At 34.1% G+C, this 22171-nt stretch carries 27 protein-coding genes and 1 pseudogene; 5 read left to right on the top strand and 23 right to left on the bottom strand.

Features of this window, described 5'->3' with window-relative positions:
• Positions 1–431: 431 nt before the first annotated feature.
• The 10 genes and pseudogenes from C240_RS00950 to C240_RS00905 all read right to left on the bottom strand — a co-directional run bounded on the left by C240_RS00950 (position 432) and on the right by C240_RS00905 (position 4637).
• On the bottom strand, positions 432–1085 hold the full coding sequence (locus C240_RS00950; RefSeq protein ID WP_271489463.1) for a restriction endonuclease: 654 nt from the start codon (positions 1083–1085) through the stop codon (positions 432–434).
• Positions 1078–1455: a hypothetical protein gene (locus tag C240_RS00945; protein WP_271489461.1), complete on the bottom strand. Its 378-nt coding sequence runs from the start codon at positions 1453–1455 to the stop codon at positions 1078–1080. The genes C240_RS00950 and C240_RS00945 overlap by 8 nt, the downstream gene beginning before the upstream one ends.
• Positions 1394–2317: a hypothetical protein gene (locus tag C240_RS00940; protein ID WP_271489459.1), complete on the bottom strand. Its 924-nt coding sequence runs from the start codon at positions 2315–2317 to the stop codon at positions 1394–1396. The genes C240_RS00945 and C240_RS00940 overlap by 62 nt, the downstream gene beginning before the upstream one ends.
• Positions 2299–2478, bottom strand: a complete 180-nt coding sequence (locus tag C240_RS00935) for a hypothetical protein (protein WP_271489457.1) — start codon at positions 2476–2478, stop codon at positions 2299–2301. Before C240_RS00935 ends, C240_RS00940 begins: the two co-directional genes overlap by 19 nt.
• A 189-nt stretch (positions 2479–2667) precedes the next feature.
• Positions 2668–2790 carry an SOS response-associated peptidase family protein gene (locus C240_RS00930; protein ID WP_271489454.1) on the bottom strand — a complete coding sequence of 41 codons (123 nt, stop codon included), beginning with the start codon at positions 2788–2790 and terminating at the stop codon, positions 2668–2670.
• A gap of 176 nt (positions 2791–2966) precedes the next feature.
• The gene (locus tag C240_RS00925; protein ID WP_271489451.1) at positions 2967–3200 is read right to left on the bottom strand and encodes a hypothetical protein; all 234 of its coding nucleotides are present in this window, start codon (positions 3198–3200) and stop codon (positions 2967–2969) included.
• Between the two features lie 69 nt (positions 3201–3269).
• Positions 3270–3440, bottom strand: a pseudogene (locus C240_RS00920) (SH3 domain-containing protein); the annotation flags it as partial.
• A 160-nt stretch (positions 3441–3600) separates the two neighbouring features.
• Positions 3601–3903, bottom strand: coding sequence for a DUF1292 domain-containing protein (locus C240_RS00915; RefSeq protein ID WP_271489448.1), 303 nt, complete (start codon positions 3901–3903; stop codon positions 3601–3603).
• A gap of 39 nt (positions 3904–3942) precedes the next feature.
• Entirely contained in the window at positions 3943–4371 is a 429-nt protein-coding gene (gene ruvX, locus C240_RS00910; RefSeq protein WP_271489445.1) for a Holliday junction resolvase RuvX, read from the bottom strand.
• Entirely contained in the window at positions 4368–4637 is a 270-nt protein-coding gene (locus tag C240_RS00905) for an IreB family regulatory phosphoprotein (protein WP_271489442.1), read from the bottom strand. The genes ruvX and C240_RS00905 overlap by 4 nt, the downstream gene beginning before the upstream one ends.
• Positions 4638–4884: 247 nt before the next feature.
• Here C240_RS00905 and C240_RS00900 point away from each other — a divergent pair, with 247 nt between their 5' ends.
• A complete protein-coding gene (locus tag C240_RS00900; RefSeq protein WP_271489439.1) occupies positions 4885–5505 on the top strand; it encodes a class I SAM-dependent methyltransferase in 621 nt (206 codons plus the stop codon).
• A 60-nt stretch (positions 5506–5565) separates the two neighbouring features.
• Here the strand turns inward: C240_RS00900 and argF are convergent, their stop codons facing one another.
• The 6 genes from argF to C240_RS00870 form a co-directional block, all read right to left on the bottom strand.
• A complete protein-coding gene (gene argF, locus C240_RS00895; RefSeq protein ID WP_271489436.1) occupies positions 5566–6501 on the bottom strand; it encodes an ornithine carbamoyltransferase in 936 nt (311 codons plus the stop codon).
• Positions 6502–7653: an acetylornithine transaminase gene (locus C240_RS00890; RefSeq protein WP_271489432.1), complete on the bottom strand. Its 1152-nt coding sequence runs from the start codon at positions 7651–7653 to the stop codon at positions 6502–6504.
• A complete protein-coding gene (argB, locus tag C240_RS00885; RefSeq protein ID WP_271489430.1) occupies positions 7650–8402 on the bottom strand; it encodes an acetylglutamate kinase in 753 nt (250 codons plus the stop codon). The genes C240_RS00890 and argB overlap by 4 nt, the downstream gene beginning before the upstream one ends.
• Before the next feature lie 47 nt (positions 8403–8449).
• Entirely contained in the window at positions 8450–9481 is a 1032-nt protein-coding gene (gene argC, locus C240_RS00880; RefSeq protein ID WP_271489426.1) for an N-acetyl-gamma-glutamyl-phosphate reductase, read from the bottom strand.
• Positions 9482–9767: 286 nt separating this feature from the next.
• Positions 9768–10160: a GyrI-like domain-containing protein gene (locus C240_RS00875; RefSeq protein ID WP_271489423.1), complete on the bottom strand. Its 393-nt coding sequence runs from the start codon at positions 10158–10160 to the stop codon at positions 9768–9770.
• A gap of 87 nt (positions 10161–10247) precedes the next feature.
• On the bottom strand, positions 10248–10946 hold the full coding sequence (locus C240_RS00870) for a DUF554 domain-containing protein (protein WP_271489420.1): 699 nt from the start codon (positions 10944–10946) through the stop codon (positions 10248–10250).
• 214 nt (positions 10947–11160) lie between these two features.
• Here C240_RS00870 and C240_RS00865 point away from each other — a divergent pair, with 214 nt between their 5' ends.
• From C240_RS00865 to C240_RS00855, 3 genes are all read left to right on the top strand, one after another.
• Positions 11161–11913, top strand: coding sequence for a threonine/serine exporter family protein (locus C240_RS00865; protein WP_271489415.1), 753 nt, complete (start codon positions 11161–11163; stop codon positions 11911–11913).
• Between the two features lie 13 nt (positions 11914–11926).
• Positions 11927–12403: a threonine/serine exporter family protein gene (locus tag C240_RS00860; protein WP_271489413.1), complete on the top strand. Its 477-nt coding sequence runs from the start codon at positions 11927–11929 to the stop codon at positions 12401–12403.
• Positions 12404–12543: 140 nt separating this feature from the next.
• Entirely contained in the window at positions 12544–12942 is a 399-nt protein-coding gene (locus tag C240_RS00855) for a GNAT family N-acetyltransferase (RefSeq protein WP_271489411.1), read from the top strand.
• Positions 12943–13137: 195 nt separating this feature from the next.
• Here C240_RS00855 and C240_RS00850 read toward each other — a convergent pair whose 3' ends face one another.
• From C240_RS00850 to yycF, 7 genes are all read right to left on the bottom strand, one after another.
• Positions 13138–13980, bottom strand: coding sequence for a TIGR03943 family putative permease subunit (locus C240_RS00850; RefSeq protein WP_271489408.1), 843 nt, complete (start codon positions 13978–13980; stop codon positions 13138–13140).
• Positions 13981–13993: 13 nt separating this feature from the next.
• Positions 13994–14908: a permease gene (locus C240_RS00845; RefSeq protein ID WP_271489405.1), complete on the bottom strand. Its 915-nt coding sequence runs from the start codon at positions 14906–14908 to the stop codon at positions 13994–13996.
• 508 nt (positions 14909–15416) lie between these two features.
• A complete protein-coding gene (locus tag C240_RS00840; RefSeq protein ID WP_271489404.1) occupies positions 15417–16223 on the bottom strand; it encodes an MBL fold metallo-hydrolase in 807 nt (268 codons plus the stop codon).
• 53 nt (positions 16224–16276) lie between these two features.
• The gene (locus C240_RS00835) at positions 16277–17158 is read right to left on the bottom strand and encodes a two-component system regulatory protein YycI (protein ID WP_271489403.1); all 882 of its coding nucleotides are present in this window, start codon (positions 17156–17158) and stop codon (positions 16277–16279) included.
• On the bottom strand, positions 17158–18465 hold the full coding sequence (locus C240_RS00830) for a YycH family regulatory protein (RefSeq protein ID WP_271489402.1): 1308 nt from the start codon (positions 18463–18465) through the stop codon (positions 17158–17160). Before C240_RS00830 ends, C240_RS00835 begins: the two co-directional genes overlap by 1 nt.
• Positions 18462–20294, bottom strand: coding sequence for a cell wall metabolism sensor histidine kinase WalK (gene walK, locus C240_RS00825; RefSeq protein ID WP_271489400.1), 1833 nt, complete (start codon positions 20292–20294; stop codon positions 18462–18464). Before walK ends, C240_RS00830 begins: the two co-directional genes overlap by 4 nt.
• Positions 20295–20300: 6 nt before the next feature.
• Positions 20301–21005, bottom strand: coding sequence for a response regulator YycF (gene yycF / locus C240_RS00820; protein ID WP_271489398.1), 705 nt, complete (start codon positions 21003–21005; stop codon positions 20301–20303).
• A 180-nt stretch (positions 21006–21185) separates the two neighbouring features.
• Here yycF and C240_RS00815 point away from each other — a divergent pair, with 180 nt between their 5' ends.
• A complete protein-coding gene (locus C240_RS00815) occupies positions 21186–22145 on the top strand; it encodes a S66 family peptidase (RefSeq protein ID WP_271489395.1) in 960 nt (319 codons plus the stop codon).
• The last annotated feature ends 26 nt before the right edge of the window (positions 22146–22171 follow it).

Genomic DNA, 22171 nt, shown 5'->3' with positions numbered 1-22171 from the left:
CACTGTTTTCTGGATAAAATAAAAAAACACCGATTGAGCATAAAAAATCTTGGGGAAGGTTGCATCGCTCGTTATTGGTGTTTTTTGTTGTTTTCGAATATTGAATATATCATAGAGTAAAGTATTTGTAAACTGACACATCTCGCAAACTGTACAAAAATACTCCTATCGGCATTTCAACCAAATAGGAGTACTTCTCGAACCACTCTCAGCTAGTATAACACTAGTTATTGGTATAAAAAAACAATTTCCAGCGGACAAAAAAGCACACACTTATTTCCGTAAATGAGCGCTGATAAAGCGGAATGTGGCTATTCTAGCGTTTGATTTTATTATTAGCAAATAAAAACACCGCGCCCGACGAAAAGAGCGGCACGATGGTAAATAATTGTTTTTGTTTAGTATATATTATTTTAATTCCGAGCATAATACTAAAGTTTTGATTCTAAATCATGTGTTTCGATTAAAGATTCTATATCTATATCTAGCTCTAATGACTGCACTTTAGTCCTTAAACATTCAAAAAGTGTTTTACCTTTTAAATTCATAAAATCAGCTAATTCAAAATCTAATATAAGATTATTATCTCTGAGTGCGATTTTTTTTATTAGTCCTTTCCCGTCTTGCCATTTACTCCTACCAGTTATACCTCTTTTCGAAATAAACAAACCAACTTTTGTATTAGATACTCTTAACAGACTTGCAAACTTACCAATCCAAGTCACATCCGCTTTACTATTATAGTTTTTACATTCAACCAAAACTTCATTTTCTAAAAGACTTTTCTCGATAGTTTGATTCACTTGATCTCCAAAAAACTCTAATTCTAAAAATACATCTATTTCGTTTGTGCTAGTTTTTAAATTCCTTCTAACTTTATAAATATTGTGACTGCTAAAAATGTAATCAACAAGACTTTCTAGTGCGTCGCCCTTACTTTTGGTGGTTTCAAACTTATCTTCAAGTATTTGAATAATTAATTTATCTATTTGTAATGCTTGCTCCTCTGTGAATGTATACTCCCGTTTAAAGATACTTGGGTTGGTCTTGGCAGCTTCGATTAATTTCGTTAAATCATTATTCATCAGAAATCACTCTAAAAAACACAAACACATTATCAATAAAGTTAATAGGAACATCTTCATACTTGTCTTCATCAAAAGTAAAGGGAGGTATATCTTTCAAGTAATCATACTCTGCAGAAAGAATTCTATCATCTATTTTTATTTTGTATACCGGTTTCAATATATCTAAAGTAACTAACAACTCAATCACACTTAGCGATTCTTCTTGAGATATTTTGAAAAATTTTCTTATAGTTGATATATATAATCGATTATTTCCATATTCATCTAATTTATCAAGAAATCGTTTCACTTTTTCCTGCGGCAAGTTATTGGTTGTTACTATTTGTGAAATTGCAGTACTCTTTGAGTAAAGATTCAACGACATCATTCATTCCACTCCTTCCCTTTGTGTGGCTATAGTAACTTAAAAGTGTATATGGATAATCTGAAAACACAAATTTAACCTGAATTTTTTTACTTTTTATTTTATCATCCCAAGTAAATGTAATCCAAGGTAAATCAGACATCAATTCTGTATCCTTAATAAAATCTTCAATTAGAATTTTAACATCTGGAGACTCCGAAAACAACTTCTCATTTGCTTCGATTAGTTTTTTTAATTCTCCAAGGATAGGTAATATTATAGTCTCGGCATCGTTAGAATCCAGTATAGCTTGGGAACCAGAGCTTAAAACCATTTTTTGAGCAGAAGCTTTAGGTAAATTTTTTAATTCCCCTGACTTTTCTTTATCTTTAATTTTCTCCAAAACAGCGTATAAATCAATCGCTTTTAATGATAACGCAAAGTCAGTTTGAAGGTAATTTAATACAGTATCAATCATAAATGTAAAGAAATTACTTTTATCAAGCCTAAAATATGTAGCAACATTATCAACGTCAATTTCAACGAATTTTTTACTACTGTTCTCTATCTCCCAAAATTTTACTACAACAGAATATGTTGTTTTACAAGGCATCGGAGAACTGTCTTGAATTTTTATCCCTTGCAAAAGAAATGTAAATTTCAACATATTGTCTATCATAATTGCCTTTATTTCATATGCAGGATCGCTTAAATCTATAGTTGAATCAGAAAGCTCATTGCCTTGTCCTATCGCTCTTACAATGTCATGGATTTTTCTATCATCATCCAATTCAAAAAGCGCACTATATTTTAAACTTTTTTTAGATTCAATATTTTTATAAGCCTCAATCAATATTTCATTTTGATTTAACAGAATTTCACGCAAAGCAACGATTGCACCTCTCCTTTTCCGAATATATTATTAATTTCTTCTTTTTTTGAGGCAAATTGTTTTTCTTTAGTCAGTCCCTTTACTGCTGTTACATATTTAGCTCTTAAGAAATGTGGCATAACTTTTAATTCGTTTTCAAAATAATCATTAAACATTTATAAACTCCTCTTCTAATTAAATACTATCTATATTAAACCAGAAGTACGTATACAAAACAACAGCTTTATCAACTTTAATAGCACATATATAAAACAATTAGTTTAATTGTTAATTTCTCATAGACTAAACAGAATCCTCAGTATTTCTAGATCTTAACTTCTTTGACTAACCAACTTCGGCATTCTCTATTTTATAAAGGACTCTGCAAATTCCTCATCCAATATCCATTGATTAATAGACTCTTTAGGTAAAATTACAGGCGTACGATCATGTATCTGCTGCATAGATTCATTTGCTGCAGTAGTCAAAATAATACTACGATTACCATCCTCAAATCTTTTGTAAATCCTGCCAAGTAAACAGACTTAGAATCTTGCTCAGTAAAATAGAAACTTCTCTTTATTTGCATCCCATTCATAAAATCCCGTGGTTGGAAATACACACTATGTGCTTTTAAATGCTTTGGCAAGCGTCTTTTTCTCGGTCACGGTTCCAGATCGTGTGTGTTGATAAGAAGCTGTCCTTTTTTAAACCTATGAAATCCCCATGTCGTAGCATTATAATCAATATCATCAGAATCAGGACTATAAATCACTGGTACATCATTAGATGGATAAATCTCACCCGTTTTGATTGTTTTATGTTTCTCTTCTACAGCTCTAACAATATCCCATATTTCTTTTGATTCGTCAGGATTCAATGAAAATCTTCCACACATATGTATTCCCTCCTGTTAATTGTTGGTTTAAGTGTAACAGGAGGAAGAAACCTAAGCTAAAGATATGTTTTAATTAAAAAAACCTCTACCCCAAGTCGTATTTGTTTGCCCATCATCTGGACCCACAGCAACATAACGACGTTTACCACTGCCAGCAATGTAACTAATCCAAGCATAACCGTTAGCCATAATATAGCTATCATACGAAATCACATTACCCGCATTGTAATAGTCTAACGCTGGACTTGCTTTGTCATCTGGATTTGTATCTGCCCTTACTGCTAACTAAAAGCTTGTTAAACACTTGAATTTTTAACACACCGTATTCAATCACATATTCACTAAAACAAAATAAAAAGCTAAGTCCTTATGTATCAAGGGCTTAGCTATCATTTAAACTCTATTCTTCTTCTTCCGCCATGAATGTATTGAAGACTTCTTCAATCATATCCCATTCAGCATCTGTTTCGATTTGTTCTAATTCGCCTTCTGTTCCTTCTTCGTTTTCGATGTAAGCATAAGCTTGCAATTCAACGTCTTCTTCTTCTGGAACGCCAGCTGGATAAAGAAGTACGTAATTTTTACCGAATTCTTCTTGTCCATCAACCGTTAGTAAAATTTCATATAATGTTTCATTGCCTTGTTCATCAACTAAGGTAATATGCTCATGTTCTTCATGATCGTGGTTGTGTTCTTCTGTCATTTCTCTTGCTCTCCTCTTGAACTTACTTCATTAAGTTCTTTAAATTTTATTTCCAGCACCATCTAAATAATTTTGTAAAATCATGACAGCTGCTACTTTATCTATTACTTTTTTGCGTTTTGCTCTTGAAGTATTGGCTTGTTCAACTAACATTCGCTCTGCTTGTACTGTAGTTAAGCGTTCATCTTGATAAACAACTGGTAATTGAAAGATTTCTTCAATTTTCTTACCATAAGCCATTGATGCTTCTGCTCTCGGTCCAATAGAATTGTTCATATTTTTCGGCAAGCCAACTACAAAACTTGTTACTTCATATTCTTTGACCAATTCTGCCAAACGCTCAAAACCAAATTCTTCTTGTGCTTCATCGATCCGGATAATTTCCACACCTTGTGCTGTCCAGCCGAACGGATCACTTACGGCAATTCCAACCGTTTTTGATCCAACATCAAGCCCCATTACTCTCATCGAATTGATATTCCATGATTAGATAAGTAAAATTTAACAAGCTCTTCCATGATCTCATCTCGTTCGTGACGACGAATCAAATTTCGAGCGTCTTGATAACGAGGAATGTAGGCCGGGTCTCCAGAAAGTAAATAGCCCACAATTTGGTTAATTGGATTATATCCTTTTTCTTCTAAAGCTCTGTATACAGTGGACAAAGTCTCACTTACTTCTTTCTTACGGCTGTCATCAAAATCAAAACGTACAGTTTCATCAGTAAAACCCATTTATCTACACCTCACTTTTCTTCTATTCATACAGTTTCATTCTACTAAAAACAAGACGAAACTACAAATAAAACTTAACATTTCCTAGAATAATCTAAAGATTTTCTTTAAATTTAACAAAATCAACGTATTATTCGTTTTTTTCACCTAATGTGCAGGTAATTTCTACGTAATTTTTGCTCTGCTTGCTGTTTTTTTATTGTATACTATTTTTAAAAGAAGTTGGGATAGAGTATAGGAGGCTGTTATGTTTATTTGGATGAGTTTTGGCATTATTATATTATTAATGAGTTTATTTGGACTATTATTAAAACAATCAAAAAAGCCAACTGGAGCACTTGGTTTTGTAATGATGAGACTTTGGAATAAAGTTTATCTTCCTTTAGTCAAATGGGCGATGGAATATATTGATTTAAATGCTGGATCAACCGTTTTGGACATTGGTGTTGGTAATGGAGCATCTAGCGCCTATCTTGCTCAAAAATTTCATACAGTTTCTGTAACAGGAATTGATCTTTCTCCAGATGCTATTTCACACGCTAAAAAAAGATATCCTCCTGACATGTTCCATTTTGAAACAATGGATGTTCATAATCTTACTTTTGAAGCTGATCAATTTGATTTAGTGACTGCTTTTCAGACACATTTTCATTGGAATGATCTAAAACAAGCTTTAGATGAAATACATCGTGTTCTTAAGCAAGACGGGCTTGTTGTTTTGGCCTGTGAAACAGCAAAAATCAATTATTTTTTACCTGAATTAAAAAATTCGACAGATTTTAGTAATTTTATTTCAAAGATTGGTTTCACTTTGATTAAGCAACACACAACAAATCAGTGGATGATGTATACATTACAAAAAAAATAGGAGTCTAAGCTTCCTATTTTTTAAACATATATTTTTAACTAAACACGCTCTGTTTCTCTATTACAAATTTCCCATAACTTTAATCATTAACGCCTTTTGCGCATGTAATCGATTTTCAGCTTCTTGATAAATAGCTGAATGGCTACCGTCGATAATGTCAGCGGATACTTCCTCACCTCGATGCGCGGGCAAACAATGTAAAAATAAAAAATCTTTTTTTGCTTGAACCGCTAAACGATTATTAATTTGAAAATTTTTAAATTTTTCTTCACGTTCTTTTTGTTCAGCTTCCGCTCCCATACTTGCCCAAACATCTGTCACCAGAACATCCGCATCTTTTACTGCTTGGACTGGATCATTTACAATTTCAATTTTACTGCCGCTTTTTTCTGCATTTTTTTGAGCTATTTCAATAAATTCAGCTTTTGGTTCATAGCCTTTAGGTGCTGCAATCGAAACATCCATGCCCACTAAACTTCCGCCAATTAAGAAAGAGTGAGCCATATTATTGCCGTCACCGACGTAAGCTAGTTTTAATCCAGCAAGTTTTCCTTTATTCTCGTAAATTGTTTGAAAATCAGCTAATATTTGGCAAGGATGATGATCGTCTGTTAGTCCGTTAATAACTGGAATCGAAGCCTCTTTGGCTAATTCAGCCACCATTTGATCTGAAAATGTGCGAATCATGATCCCATCAACATAACCTGACATCACATTTGCTGTATCCTTAATTGGTTCACCTCGACCCATTTGTGTACTCTTAGAATCTAAAACAATGGCTTGTCCGCCAAGTTGAATAATACCTGCTTCAAAAGAAATACGTGTTCTTGTACTATTTTTTTCAAAAATCATTGCTAAAATTTTCCCAGCTAAAACACCTTTATAATTATCTGGTTTAGCTTTAACTGCTACTGCTAGTTCAATAACGGACAAAAACTCTTCTTTTGTTAATTCCGTTAAGTTCAAAATGCTTTTACCATACATAGAATTTATCATTTATTTTTCTCCTTCAATGAAAACTTTTTCCAGAATTTGCAACCCACAATCAATTTCAGTAGGAGTAATCGTTAATGGTGGTAATAAACGTAAAACAGTTTTCCCAGCTTTTAAAACCAGCAATCCATTTATTTGTAAATCATTTACGATTTGATTTAAAGTTTCTGGATCTGATAACTCTAAACCAATCATCAAACCTTTACCACGCACTGCTTGGATTTTTTTACTTTTTTCAGCTAATTTTTCCAAACCTGCAAATAATTGTTTACTTTTTTCCTGAACGTCTTGTAAAAAAATCGACTGATTAACCTGCTCCACGACTTTATTCGCAACACTCATTGCTAATTTATTCCCGCCAAAAGTTGAGCCATGACTTCCTGGGTTGAAAGCTTCAGCTAAAGCTTTTTTTCCTAGCATTGCGCCAACTGGAATTCCATTACCTAAGCCTTTAGCTAATGTAAATATGTCAGGTTCAATTTGATAGGTTTCGTAGGCATACAACGTTCCTGTTCGACCGATTCCTGTTTGAATTTCGTCAATGATTAAGAGCGTCCTAGTATTTTTGCAAAGCTCTACTATTTTTTGAATCCATTCCTCATCAGCTGGGATTACTCCACCTTCACCTTGAATCAATTCCAGCATAACCGCTGCTGTCTGCATGTCTAAAGCTTGTTCCAACGAAGGAATATCATTGTATGGCAGATAAACAAAATCAGGAACCAATGGCTGAAAGCTTTCTTGGATACCTGATTGCCCAGTAGCACTCATCGCACCATATGTCCTGCCATGAAACGAATTAGTGAACGTAATAATTTTTGTTCTACCGGTTGCTTTACGTGCAAGCTTAATAGCTGCTTCATTAGCTTCTGCCCCACTATTACAAAAATAGCTGATATAATCCTTGCCATTCGCTAGCTTTTCCGCCACTTCTTCTTGTAAATGATTCTCATATAAATTGGGTGTATGCCACAACAATTTTGCTTGTTCCGCTAAAATTTCATTTAATTCTGGAACTTCGTAACCTAAATTCATTACGCCAATTCCACTAGTAAAATCTAGATAGGATTGTCCAGCCTGATCTGTGAGAGTATTTTTAGAACCTTTCATAAACTCAATGTCTTTTCTTGCATAATTGGGGAATAAATAGCTCATACAAAGACCTCCTCCGCTTTGATAATTGTACCGGCGCATTGAATTTTATTAGTGATATGAACTTCTTTAACGCCACCTTTAATCGCTGAAACTGCACTTTCCAGTTTTGGCAACATGCCACCTTTAATTACTTTTTTCTGTTTTAAATGGGGAATTTCGTTAGTCGAAAGTTCTTTCAGCCATTGTTCTTCCTTTTTCACACCTGGTACATCTGTCAGCAAATATAGTTTTTCAGCTTGAAGTTCTTCGGCTACTTTACAAGCTACATGATCCGCATTGATATTCAACCATTCGCCTGTTTTAGTTAAACCCAAAGGCGCAATAATCGGAATATGTTTTGTTTCTAATAAATGCTCTAACAATTCAGTGTCTACTTGCTGTACCTCTCCAACTGAACCTAACGCTTGTTTATCCAGATAGTTTCCCGTAATAATTTGACTGCAAGAGGCGTTTAACCCTACTACCGAAAATCCTTCTTGTTGAAAATGAGTGGTAATCATTGGCTGAACTTGTCCAATCAAGACCATTTGAGTAATTTTTAGGGTTTCTTCTGTCGTTATTCGTAAGCCATCTTGAATTTTAACTGGTACATTTAAGCGCTCCATCATTTCGGAAATGTAATGCCCACCACCATGAATAATTACTACCTTTTTCCCTTGCTTTTGCCAATGATCTATTTGTTCGAAAAATGTTTTTGTTAAATTATCACTAGCTACTCCACCCATTTTTATAACGATAACCTTCTTCATTTTGCCGCTCCCTCTTTAATCAATATATTTAGATTAACCAATTTTATTTATGGAAAAATCGGAATATTGTCCAGACCACTACATTCATCAAATCCTGCATAAATATTTAAATTCTGTACAGCTTGTCCCGCTGCACCTTTCCCTAGATTGTCGATAACTGTAACGATTGTGACTAAATTCGTCTCTTTGTTGTAAGCCAAACCAATATCACAGTAATTTGAGCCAATAACTTGTTTCAACGCTGGATAATTACCAACTTCCTGAACTCGAACAAACGGCTTTTCCTCATAATGATCTTTAAATAATTGAACCAATTTCTCGTCAGAACTTGGTTGCTTTAATTTGGCATAAGCAGTTAGAAAAATGCCTCTAGTAACTGGAATTAATGACGTTGAAAACTGAATTGCTTTTACTGCTTTCTCCCATATCTTTATTTGTTGAATAATTTCTGGTATATGCTGATGTTGATTCATTTTATACAATGTCATATTGTCATGAGCTTCTGTAAAATGAGTGAGTTGAGACAAACCTTTTCCAGCACCTGATAGCCCTGATTTTGCATCAACTATAATCGAATCCGGTAAAATTAGCTCTTCTTTTAGTAAAGGTGCTAAAGATAATTCTGTAGCCGTTGCATAACAACCTGGATTAGCAATCCATTTTGACTTTGGTTTTTCTCTTGCTTCCGCTAAGCCATAATCAAACATATTAATAATAGCTTCCGGTGCAGGTGACGAACCATACCAAGTTTCGTAAGCGCCAACTTCTTTTAAACGAAAATCTCCCGATAAATCAATGACTGGAAAATCAGCCTCTACAAACGGAATCGCTAACTCTTTGGAAATCCCTGAAGGTGTTGCCAAAAAAACTAGTTCGCTCGATTCCATGATTTTCTGAAAGTTAATCTCTTCTAATGGTAATGAAATTAGTTGCCGCAAATGTGGGTTAACTTCAGCTAATGATTTTTTATTCATTGAATGACTATGAATTGAAACAATTTCAACAAAAGGATGTTGCTTTAAATATCGTAATAACTCTAACCCGCTATACCCCGTCACCCCAACAATTGAGACTTTCATTTACTTCACACCTTTACTTTCTCATATTTTTCTAATTATATTGTTTCTCACATTATAAGATTAGTCAGAGTACAAGTCAACGGTTTTTTATTAAAAATAAGCAAAAAATCAAATATTTATGCAAAAGCAGACCGGGATATTCCTATTTTTGTATAAAAATAAACTGACGTAAATACAACTCTCTGAGTTATATCTACGTCAGTGAAAATTTGAATAAATAGTGTGAAGAAGTCAATTTATTCGGCAATTGAACTAAACGACGTTTGTCACAATCTCATTTTCTGATTTAATTTACCGAAAGATAGATACTAACAGATCCATCGGTTTTATAATATTCAAAATCAGTCAAATAGCTTCGTCGGCTTTCTAACTCAGCATCTCCCCAGATACCTTGCCACGCTTTACCTACATTTTCTGGTGTTCCATCAACTACAGTAATCTCAACATAATTTCCTACTTGGATTGTGCTGCTTTCTTGAAAGTTTGCATGTTCGTTACCAATAAGTAAATCGTAGTCCCCTTTGAAATTGCTAGCATAATTTGAATAAACTGCATACACTTCACCACTTAACTTCATTTCAGGTACATGACTCCATAACTGAATAATTTCATCTATTTTACCGTTATTTGTCCGAATTTTCTTTCCCTTAATTATTTTTTCTGTTAATTGTGTCATCATTTTGATTTCCTCCTTCACTTTATAGTTAGATCGTATCACAAAAAAGATGACAACTAGCTGTCATCTTTTTAGCTTTCTAGATTACAATTAAAAATAAAATTGGTAAGTAATTATTGCGATTAAGATCAAAATCCCCGGAAGATAATTTGATACTCGAATTTTTGTGATATTCATAATATTTAAACCAATACCTAAAATCATCAATCCACCAATTGCACTAATTTCACTCATTAATAAATCCAATAACTCTTTGGGCACATAACGCATCATTAGACTAGCAAAAATAGCAATCAATCCTTGATACAAGAAAACTGGAACTGCAGAAAAAAGAACACCCACACCTAAAGTAGCTGTCAACATAATCGACATAAAACCATCCATTACAGCTTTAGTAAACAGCGTTTGGTGATTATGCGCTACTCCGCTTTCAATTGCACCGATAATTCCCATCGAACCAATCAAAAAGATCAGCGAAGCAGTAATGAAACCTTCCGCAAAATTACTATTCGGTTTTGCATAACGTTTTTCCAAAAATAAACCAAATTGATTCATTTTGTCTTCAAGTCCCAACAGCTCACCAAGCATTGCACCCAAACACAGGCTAATTAAAATAATGATAAAAGAAGATGTCTTGAAAGCCATCTGAACACCCAATACTAGTACACCTAAACCGATTCCTTTGGTAACCGTATCTTTCATTTGTTCTGAAATATTTCTTAAAATTGCGCCCAGCAAACTCCCAATTATTATTGCAACGCCATTAACCAAAGAACCCAGTAAAATCATTTTCTCATCCCATTCATTTTTTGTATTTTTCTTATTATACGCTAACATGGAATAAACGAAAACTTTTTTCAAATAAATTCTTATAATTTTTATCATGGTAGGTTTTTCTTGAATAGGTGTTACTTGTTTATCTTTTTGTCCCAATATGCTATTTTTTCAGAGAGTTTTCAACTATACTAACATATAGACACAATAGAAAAAGTGAGGAATTGAAATGGCAACTTTGGACATAGAAAAGGTACTAGAAACCTGCTTATTAGCTGGGAAAATCATGTTGGAAAGCGATGCTGAAATGTACCGTGTTGAAGACACTATGAGTCGTATTGCATTAGCTTCCGGTGATTATCGACTGGTAAGTTATGTTACGCAAACTGGGCTTTTCGTCGGACTGGATGGCACTTCCACGATCCGCATGGTTCAAATTTTAAATCGTTCTATTAATTTGGAAAAAGTCTCTCATATTAATCAATTATCCAGAGAATATGTAGCTGGTGAATTTACATTAAAAGACCTATTGGATCAACTAAAATCATTAGAGCAAGAAAAAAAGTTTTTCCCGTTATGGCTACGTTTTGTTAGTGCAGCGGTTATCAGTGGAACGATTATGATTTTATTCGGTGGCATTTGGTCAGATTTACCGTTAACTTTTGTGATCGGTGGTTTAGGCTATAGTTTATATTATTTTAGTCTTAAGATTTTACGAATAAAATTTTTATCCGAGTTTTTATCTGCATTTTTTATTGGCTGTGCTGCTTTATTATGCACGCAAATTGGTTTAGGAACGAATCAGGATATGATTATTATTGGTTGTGTGATGCCTTTGGTACCAGGTGTTCAGATTACGAATGCGTTGCGAGACTTGTTAGCTGGTCATTACCTTTCAGGTGTCTCACGGGGAACAGAAGCAATTATGACTGCTACGATGATTGGTTTTGCCATAGCTTTTGTGTTTCAATTATTTTATTAGGAGGTTTATAAAAATGTTTGATTTATTTGTTCAATTTTCATTTAGTTTTTTAGCCTCTGCAGCATATGCGATCCTTACTAATGTTCCTCGTCGCTCATTGATTGCCTGTGGTTTGTCTGGAGCGTCTGGCTGGATGATTTATTGGTTTGCAGTTCAACTAGGTGCAGTTCCCGCGTTAGGTTCATTATTAGGAGCTCTAAGTGTGGCCACCGTAAGTTTTATTTGCTCTAGAACGCTAAAGTTACCTGTTACCATTTTTAATATTCCCGGAATGGTTCCTTTAGTTCCTGGTGGTCTTGCTTATCAAGCAGTTAGAAATCTAGTAATCGGACAGTATGAAATAGCTATTTACTCGACTGTTCAAGCAATTATGATCGCGGGGGCTATTGCCTTAGGATTGGTTCTATCCGAAGTGTTAAATCATAACATACGAAACTTCAGAGAAAAACGTGAAATACTCAGTCTAATTAGAAAAAAAGAAAATAAATAAAGTTTTGGAGTTGAATTGATGAGTGTAGGAATTGTTCTTTTATAAGCTAATTTAGAAAGGATAAGGATAAGGATAAGGATAAGGATAAGGAAAATGATAAAAAAATAGAAACACCTACCACAAAAGAATTAGACATCCTCATGGAAATTTGGTTAACAGCAAATATTGAAGCACACTCGTTTGTTTCAAAAAAATTCTGGCTGGATAATGCAGCTTCAGTGAGGAAACAATTGCCTCAAGCAGATTTATATATCTATTTGAAAGATGAAAAAATTATTGGTTTCGCTGGACTAATTGATAATTATCTTGCTGGAATTTTTGTTGAAAGTAACTTCCGTAATCAAGGAATTGGGCAAAAACTTTTGACTAATATCAAAAAAAATTATCAGACATTGACTCTTTCTGTTTATCAAAAAAATCAAAAAGCCTATCGCTTTTACTTGAAACAAGGGTTTAAACTCAACTGTACACAAATAGATGAAACAAGTGAATTAGAGAATCAACTTATCTGGGAAAAAAACTTTAATAAATTTTCCTGAAATTAAAAGGAGAAGAGTGGTACAAAACTAAAAATCAGTTTTTGTTTCACTCACTATATCCGAATAAACGGCGAGAAAAAAGCAGCTCCTTCGGAAATAAGCTGAAATTCACAAAAATTTGAAGAGCAATTTTCGTGAATCCCTTCTTATTTCTCGGAGCTAAACACTTTTTTCTCAGCCTCTCTCTTTTTTTATCTAAAAAGAACGATAGACATATTGATTTTTTGGTTGATCGACTTTTACCACTTTACTTACGTCCACAATTGGTAATTCACGTTTGAACGGCGCATAGTATTGAGAGTGGATCGTACCAGTCACCTCAACCCAATCATTATTTTGGTATGTTTGCCCTTCAGGCATATGTGTTAGTAATCCAAAAACACCTGAATCTGCTACACAATGAATGATCCCAAAACGAAAAACAAAGACATCGGACTGGGCTGTTTCAGAAGAATTAAACACAAATCCTTTATATGAAATTGTTTTACCGATAAATTCACTTGGATAGTTATAAATCAATTCCATAACTTCTAAATAATTTTCATCTGTAACTGTAACATGTTCATCTTTAATATAAGGTTCCAGCGCTACTTTCATTTGCTTATCGTAATCTGTTTTATCAAAATAAATACTGGTATCAGGTTTTAAGTATTGGGTTTGTACATCTGGATCCCCTACAGATTCTTTACTCAAAGGCAAATTAAACCCTTTTGCTTCAACTATTGATGTATCTAAACTTACTGTAGGAAAAAGAAAACCAACTACTAAAGGCAATAACAGTAACAGATTAGCGATCCCACGCTGATAGGGTTTATTTAGTCCGTGGTCGTGCCCCTCGTGCTGGTGGTGGTCGTCTTTTTTCTGATCCTCTTCTTTATTCCATAAAATAAGCTGAACAATCGCTAAAACAAAAGAAAGGACCATTGACAAAACTGCTAAGTAACGATAATGAACATTAATGTATTGATTTAAACGACCAGATACTTGCAGATAAGTCATCAATAATGTATAACCAATTAAAATCAAAAATCGAATCATCTTTCTACCCTCCTCAGATTGCTAACGCGTACAAGCTGACAACCACTGTAACAATTCCTACAAATTTCAACATAAAAGAAGTTTTAAAATAGCGTTTCATCATTAATAAATTTTTGATATCCACCATTGGTCCAAAAACTAAAAAGCCAATAACAGGACCGCTGCCAAATAAACTCAACAAAGATGAACCGATAAATGCATCTGCCTCTGAGCATAATGATAAAGTAGCTGCTAAAATCAACATCACTAATATAGCTAAAATTTTGGTATTTCCTAATTGAAGCATAGCACCAGTCGGTAAATAGGTCTGCATAGCTGAAGCTAATAATGAACCAAAAATTAAATACCTCCCAGTGTCAAAAAATTCGTCAATACCATGTGTTAAGACTGACCAGCACTTTTGCCAGAAACCTTCTTTTTTATGGTCATGTTGATGTTCATTCGATTCAATCGTACAAGAAATTTCTTCACTCAAACTTTGTCGTAAGATTGATTCTTTGTTAATGTATGCCAACCAAACACCAACGACTAAGGCGACAATTAAACTCCCCAACACACGCCAAATCACAAATTTTATTGAGTTACTAAAGGCAATATATGTTGAAAACAGCACAATTGGATTAATAATAGGGGCTGTAATCATAAAAGCAAAAGCAGTGTAAGTCGGCACATCTTTTTTGACAAACTGATGAACAATCGGCACGATGCCACATTCACATGAGGGGAAAAAGAAGCCTAAAAAGCTGCCAACAAGAATAGATAAAAATTTATTTTTCGGCAATAATTTCTTGACTCTTTCCGGTGTTAAAAAAACGTGTAAAGCGCCTGAAATCACACAACCTAGCATAACAAAAGGCAAAGCTTCAATAACAATCGATAAAAAAATAGTACCCATCTGTAAAACTGAATGAGGTAAAAATTGAAACATCTAATTCCTCCTAGCGCAGAAACAAGTAAACTCTAACGTACTGCTTCTGTGTAACAAATTTAAACAGAAAAATAATTTCTGTTTTTCAACGTTCAAAAATATAGTTAACTATACTGCACCAAAGCAAAAAAAACAAGGTCTATTTTGTTAAGGTATCTATAAGAAAACTGTCATTTTCATTCCAAAGAGATATTATGAAAAAAGTCGTTTAGACTTGAGCAATCGGACTAAAACCCACACAATGCAATAAAACGCATTGTGTGGGTTTTAAGAAATTGTCGAATCTTTCAATTCTGAGAGCATTAAAGGAAGCACCGAACATTCTGTCCCTTGTATCGTTCATCATCGAATCACAATATTCTTCGTGATTTACAGCAATCTGATCGAAATGAAATGATGCCTGACTTTTTCACACCGTTTATTCGGATTTTTGCTGACGTGGAAATAACTCAGAGGTTACGTCCCAGCCACTTTCAAAATAATCAAATGTTATTCATCAAGTATTTAATCAAATCGCAAATAACTCAGAAGCAGAATCTGGATCAGTATCATAAACATTGAAATCAAAATTCACACCTAATCCTTTTTCTTTTAGAATAGATTCCATTGCCATTCTAGCATGTTCTTTCGTGTTATTCTCTTTACTTAAATGCCCTAAGTAAATTCGTTTTGTATGATCTCCGATAACATCAGCCATTGTTAACGCACCATCGTCATTTGATAAATGACCCTTGTCACCTAAAATTCTTTGCTTCAAGCTCCATGGATACGGACCCATCCGCAAAATTTCAAGTTCGTGATTACTTTCAATTAAATAAGCATCTGCATCTTTAATTGTTCCGCGAATATGATCACTACAATAACCTGTATCTGTCAACATTACAAACGAGCGATTATCTTTATAAAAACGATAAAACTGCGGTGCAGCTGCATCGTGAGAAACACCAAAACTTTCAATATCCATATCACCAAAAGTTAAAACTTTTCCCATATCAAAAATATGCTTTTGTTCAACCGCAACAGTACCGATCAAAGGATCCATGGCAGCCCAAGTCTGTTCATTGGCATAGACATCCAATTTGTATTTTCTGGCCATTACACCAACACCATGAATATGATCGCGATGCTCATGGGTAACTAAAATGGCATCTAAATCTTCTGGTTTACGTCCGACTTCCGCTAATAATGAAGTGATTTTTTTGCCGCTTAAACCGGCATCTACAAGTATTTTTTTATTCTCAGTTTCAATGAAAAGGGAATTTCCTGTACTGCCGCTGGCAAGAATGCTAATGTTAAAAGCTGTTTCTTGACTCATTTTTCTGATCGCTTCCCTTCTTTTGTTTACAGCTACTTATTATACAACCATCACTACTGATTTTCCACCTTTGGAACTGTATTATTTGTGATGATCGTATTACTCATTGCATTTACTTGCTCAATCTGTAAATTTCCCTCACTAGGTTTCAGCCCCACAAACCAAACTGGAACATAAACATTCTTTTCACGAATTTTATAAATTCTCGTATAAGCTAGCTCTCTAAATAAAATTTTTGTATTACTTGGAATTTTATTGTTAATATACAATGTTTCGACTGCATCACGTTCTGAAGATAAGTCCATTTTATCTCTTAGTTCTTCGATATTTTGAATATGTGTTTGTGTGTACTTATAAATTTTGTGAATTCCTGCTGATTCATCTGATTTTTCAATTTTCAATGAGATTTGTGCAGTATCATCCTTAAAAGGAATATTCTTATAACTTTGAGAAGCAATTAATTCCGGAAACTCCCCATCTAAATTAGAAAAGTTGGAAAGATACTGATACTGATTGCCAAATAAGACATTATCTTGATCATTTAAAAAAGTTTGTAAAGATTTTTCCACACTTTTTTCGTCAATAAAATAATTAGTTTGGGTATAATTCATTTGCGGATAAACAGTTAAAGAATAATCAATCAGCTCTGTACCGCTTCTAAAAAAATTCCGGTCTCTTGTTTCACGCTCATTTTGGATCGCATCATAAAAATTAGTCTGCTCCCCACTAAGATAATAACCCTCTAATTTTTCCGAAGATAAATCACCTTTATACGTAATCTGATCTTTCCCTAAGCGTTTTTCTATACTATCTGTTTGATCTGAAAAAGCGACATTGCTTTCTTCTTTTAGCCCTTCTTGATAAATCCCAAAAAGAAAAATATTCAATCCTAAAAAAGCAACGAAAAAAATCCACTCGATTCGTTTAAAGTCCATTATTCCACCTCCGAATTCGCTAACAGTTCTAGTAAATCCTGTTCTGAATACCATTTTTCATCATAGCGAATATACCATTCCGGAGTTAGGTCAACGACTTGGGTAATTTCTTCAATCTTATGCCACGTATACCCAATTACAACTGAACTTATTTTCGCGGCATCAGCACCGTTTGCACTTAAGCTTTCAAATAAACTTTCTGTACTTTGCAACGTAACTTCTTCTTCAGAAGGAATTGGAACTTGAATCGTATCAACACTCGTATCAATCACCACAGTAGAATTTTCTGCCTTTGCATCTTCTATAGTGATATGAACTTGGCCTTTATTATTTTCACTAAACACAGGATAGCCTTCTACAAAAGTACGGTAATTGATCTGAGAATTTGTTCGATCAAAATAACGAATATTCCCCATATTTGTTCCTAATTTTTTAATGTAGTCAAAACTGTCCGAGTAAATATTATCTTCAGGTTTTCTTGACTCTAAGACACCATTAAAATGTATTTTGCCCAGTCTTTCTTCTACTACTAACCGTTCATTTCCACTACTATATGAGAAATCATTACTATCTTCATTCGTTTGAATGTCATCTGTATTTGTAAAAAAAGCATTGCGAAACTTTGTTACAGGTTGTGATGCCAAAATATAACTATATTTTTTCATCTTAAGATTTTCCGAGAAATAATAATGTTGCGCTCCAATCACTTTTTGATCGAAGATTTGATTATACTCAGTTCCAGTTTTATCTAATGTAGTTAGGAGTCTTTCTGCGTCAATCGTAATTGCTGCTTCATAGACATCTTTTCGATTAAAATCTAGAAAACGGATTTTGTTTTGATTCAAATCAATTTGAATGCAAGTAAAATCAACTTTGTCACTATCTGTAAGCTCCGCTGTATCAATTGCGATTCCATAAACTGAAAGATATTCTTTTAACAAAAAGGAATCTTCATAAATTAATTCAACGCCGCTGTCTATAGTAAGGAACTTTTCAAATTGTTCTTCATTCTCCTGAACAACTTGAGATAGACTGCCAAAAGAACTTTGTTTAATTTCATTTTGCACATTAGCAATTAAATTTTCACTATTGTTCATTTCATTTTTTCCATTTTGGATTCGAATTAAACGCAATGGCAAAAAGACATCTGTAGCTGATCGTTCATTAACAACTGCAGCGACTTGGCTATCATTTTTTAGCGGTTGCTCTTTCTTAGCAGAGCTGATCCAGATACTAACAGAAAAATACAAACTGAGCATCACTAATAAAACTAATCCAATACGTATAATTTTTTCTGTTAGTTTCATTCCCACCAGTCCTCCTCATAAGGTTCATAAGGTAAGGATATATAAAAAGTAGACCCCCGACCTTCTTGGCTTTCAACCCAAATTGCGCCATTATGAGCTTTGATTACTTCTCTTGAAATTGCCAAACCAAGACCTGTACCGCCTTGCTCGCGTGCTCGCGCTTTATCCACACGATAAAAACGCTCAAAGACTTTATTGACATCTTTCTTTGGAATCCCTAAACCTTCATCGGTTACACTAAAGACAACATTATTATGGGTTTCAAGTAAGCGACAAGTAATCATACCACCATCCGGCGAATATTTTATCGCATTATTTAAAATATTATCCAATACTTGAATAATCTTATCTGTATCTAGTTCCACCCATAAATCACGTTTCGTAAATTCACGTAGAATAGTGTACTTTTTATCTCTAGTTTCAACCATCATATCAAAGCGGTCTAGTACAAAATTAATTAACTCATTGAAATTCACATACTCTAATTGTAATTCACCATTTCCGGAATCCATTCTAGAAAGATTTAATAGATCATTAATCATTCGAATCATTCTATCGGTTTCTTCTAAAGTAACATTTAAGAAATTAGGTGCAATCTCCGGATTTTGCCAAGCACCTTCGCTTAAAGCTTCGATATAACTTCTCATACTTGTAAGCGGCGTCCGCAACTCATGTGAAACATTAGAAACAAACTCACGTCGTTCCCGTTCATTTTTTTCTTGTTCAGTAACATCATGCAGTACACAAACCAGACCTGTTATAAACCCAGATTCTCTACGAATCATAGCAAAATCAACTCGGATAATCATTTGATCTTCTTCTGTTGCAGAAGATGAACGGTCAATTAAGATTTCTTCCGGATCTTCCAAAAGTTTTCTAAGCGTATAATCTGTTTCAATATCTAACAATTCCAATAAAGAAGAACCAATAACTTCTTCATTCTTTACATTCAGCAGCGAAATAGCCATTTCATTGATTGTAATTACTTTTCCCCGTCGATCTGTGGCAATTACCCCATCTGTCATATGGGTTAACACGCTATCAAGTCGATTTCGTTCAGCTTCCATGGTCTCTTGCGCTTCTTCAATTCGTTCAGATAGTTGATTAAAGGTTTCAGCTAACTGACCCAATTCATCTTTACCATATACTTTAACTTTGCCAGAATAATCTCCTCTTGCGATCCTCAAAGCCTGCTCCCTCATTTCACCGATCGGCTGTGTAATTGAACGAGCAATCAGCAGAGTCACAATGATTGAAATCGCTCCAGCTATTAAGGAGGCAGTAAAAAATATTCGAGCAGTATCAGTAATTTCCTGATATTTCCCTTCGATATTACTTTTAACATAAAGAACCCCGATAACTGATTCGCCAGCATTCGGGGATTGGATAGGCTGAACATTAATATATACTCGTTGGTCTTTATCCATCGCAGCATATTTTTTGGCACTAAAATCATTTAAATCCCGGTAATCATTTTTCTTACCGACGATCCCTTGTTGGTTTAAATCGCTCGTTGCTCGGACAATACCTTTATCATCAACGACACGAGCTTCTATTGTTTCAGAAGCAGAAAAGTCACTTAGGGCTTTTTTTAAGTTGGCATCAATCTCTGTGCGATCCTGATCTTTTTCACCCAATTTAGGACTAAGTGTATTTGCTAACTGCGTAACTTGTAAATCAACATTTTTCTTAAAGTCATTAATCGTTGTTGATTCCAGCTCACGAATAAAATAACCGCCGATGATCTCAATGGCAATTAACAACAATAAGATAAACGATAGCGCAATTTTAAAGTTTACCGATTGAAAAAAGTGAACTTTTTTCTTCATAAATCACTACTCCTGTTCAGGGTTTCGTAGATAATAACCGACACCACGACGAGTCACTAAGTAAGTGGGATGGCTTGGACTATCTTCAATTTTTTCTCTCAAACGGCGAACCGTTACATCAACTGTACGAACATCACCAAAATAATCATAACCCCAAACAGTTTGAAGCAAGTGCTCACGAGTCATTACTTGACCAATATGTTTTGCTAAATAATACAACAATTCAAATTCACGGTGTGTTAACTCAATTTTACTCCCACGTTTAGATACCATGTAAGCATCCGGATGTATTGTCAAATCACCAATTGTTAATTCAGATTGAGTTGTTGATTCTGCTTCTTTAGCATTTGTTGCGCCGCGACGCAAGTTAGCTTTTACTCTGGCAACTAGTTCACGATTTGAAAATGGCTTAGTGACATAGTCGTCTGCACCAAGTTCCAAGCCTAAAACCTTATCGATTTCAGAATCTTTAGCTGTTACCATAATAATCGGCATATCATATGTTTTACGGACTTCTCTGGCAACTTCCAAACCATCCATTTTAGGCAACATTAAATCAAGAATAATCAAGTCAGGTTCAACTTCTTTTACTTGCTCAACAGCTTCTTCTCCATCATAGGCTGTAAAAACTTCATAGCCTTCTTTTGTAAGATTGTATTTCACTATTTCTGAGATCGGCTTTTCATCATCTACTACTAAAATTTTCTTCATATTAAGAGACACCTCTTTTTTCTTTTCATTGTTTAACCATATTCTCTACTATTATACCTTATTTTGTCCACTGTTTCATCTTTGGGAATAGACTCCTTACTTTTTCTTATCTTTATCTTGCAAAAATAAAGGGATTCTGATTATAATTAAACATAAGTTTTTTTAAAGGAAGCGATAATAATGAAACCACCACGATTACAAACAGGCGATGAGATTCGAGTCATTGCCCCATCCAGCAGTTTTTTACGTTTATCAGAACCAGGAATTGAGTTAGCAAAAAAAAGACTGACTGATTTAGGCTTTAAAGTCACGTTTTCTGAACATATTTATGAACAAGATGAACTTGGTTCTTCTTCTATTATGAGCCGAGTAAAAGATTTACACGAAGCTTTTGCTGATGAAAATGTTAAAGGTATCTTGAGCGCTATAGGAGGCTTTAATAGTAATGAGTTACTCCCATATTTAGATTTTGAATTAATTAAACGCCACCCTAAAATTTTTTGCGGTTACAGTGATATTACTGCATTATGTAATGCTATTTCAGCTAAAACAAAGATTTTAACTTACGTAGGTCCACATTTTTCAAGTTTTCAAATGGATGAATTGCAAGACTATCAAACTGAAAATTTTTTACATGCCGTCACTGATGAAAAAACATTTGAAGTAACTGCCTCTGATTTTTGGAGTCAAGATGAATGGTATCTGCCGAATTCTGATAGAAACCTACATGCAAATGAATGGAAAATATATAATCATTCTGAGCCAGTTACTGGTACTTGTTTTGGTGGAAATCTAGGAACTTTTCAATTACTATTAGGTACTCGGTTCTTACCTAAACCAGATCAATCTATTTTATTTGTAGAAAATGCTGAAGAAGATGATTATCATGATTTTGCACGTGGTTTATCTGCTGTATTACAAGTGATTGAACATCCAAAAGCACTTCTAATTGGACGGTTTCCTAAAGAAACTGAGATGACGGAAGAACGTCTTTTAGCAATTTTAGCTAAATACCCTTTACTTCGTGAAATTCCTGTTATTTATAATATGAATTTTGGTCATACTCAGCCAATATTTACAATCCCGATTGGTGATCAAGCTACAGTAGATACTGAACAGAAAAAGATTACATTTTTTTAAAAACAAAAAAAGTTCTTACCGATTTG

The organism is Enterococcus sp. 5H (assembly GCF_028128615.1).
Classification (GTDB): domain Bacteria; phylum Bacillota; class Bacilli; order Lactobacillales; family Enterococcaceae; genus Enterococcus_L.
The sequence above is the reverse complement of the archived record's forward strand: the minus strand, read 5'-3'. Positions and strand labels throughout refer to the sequence as shown.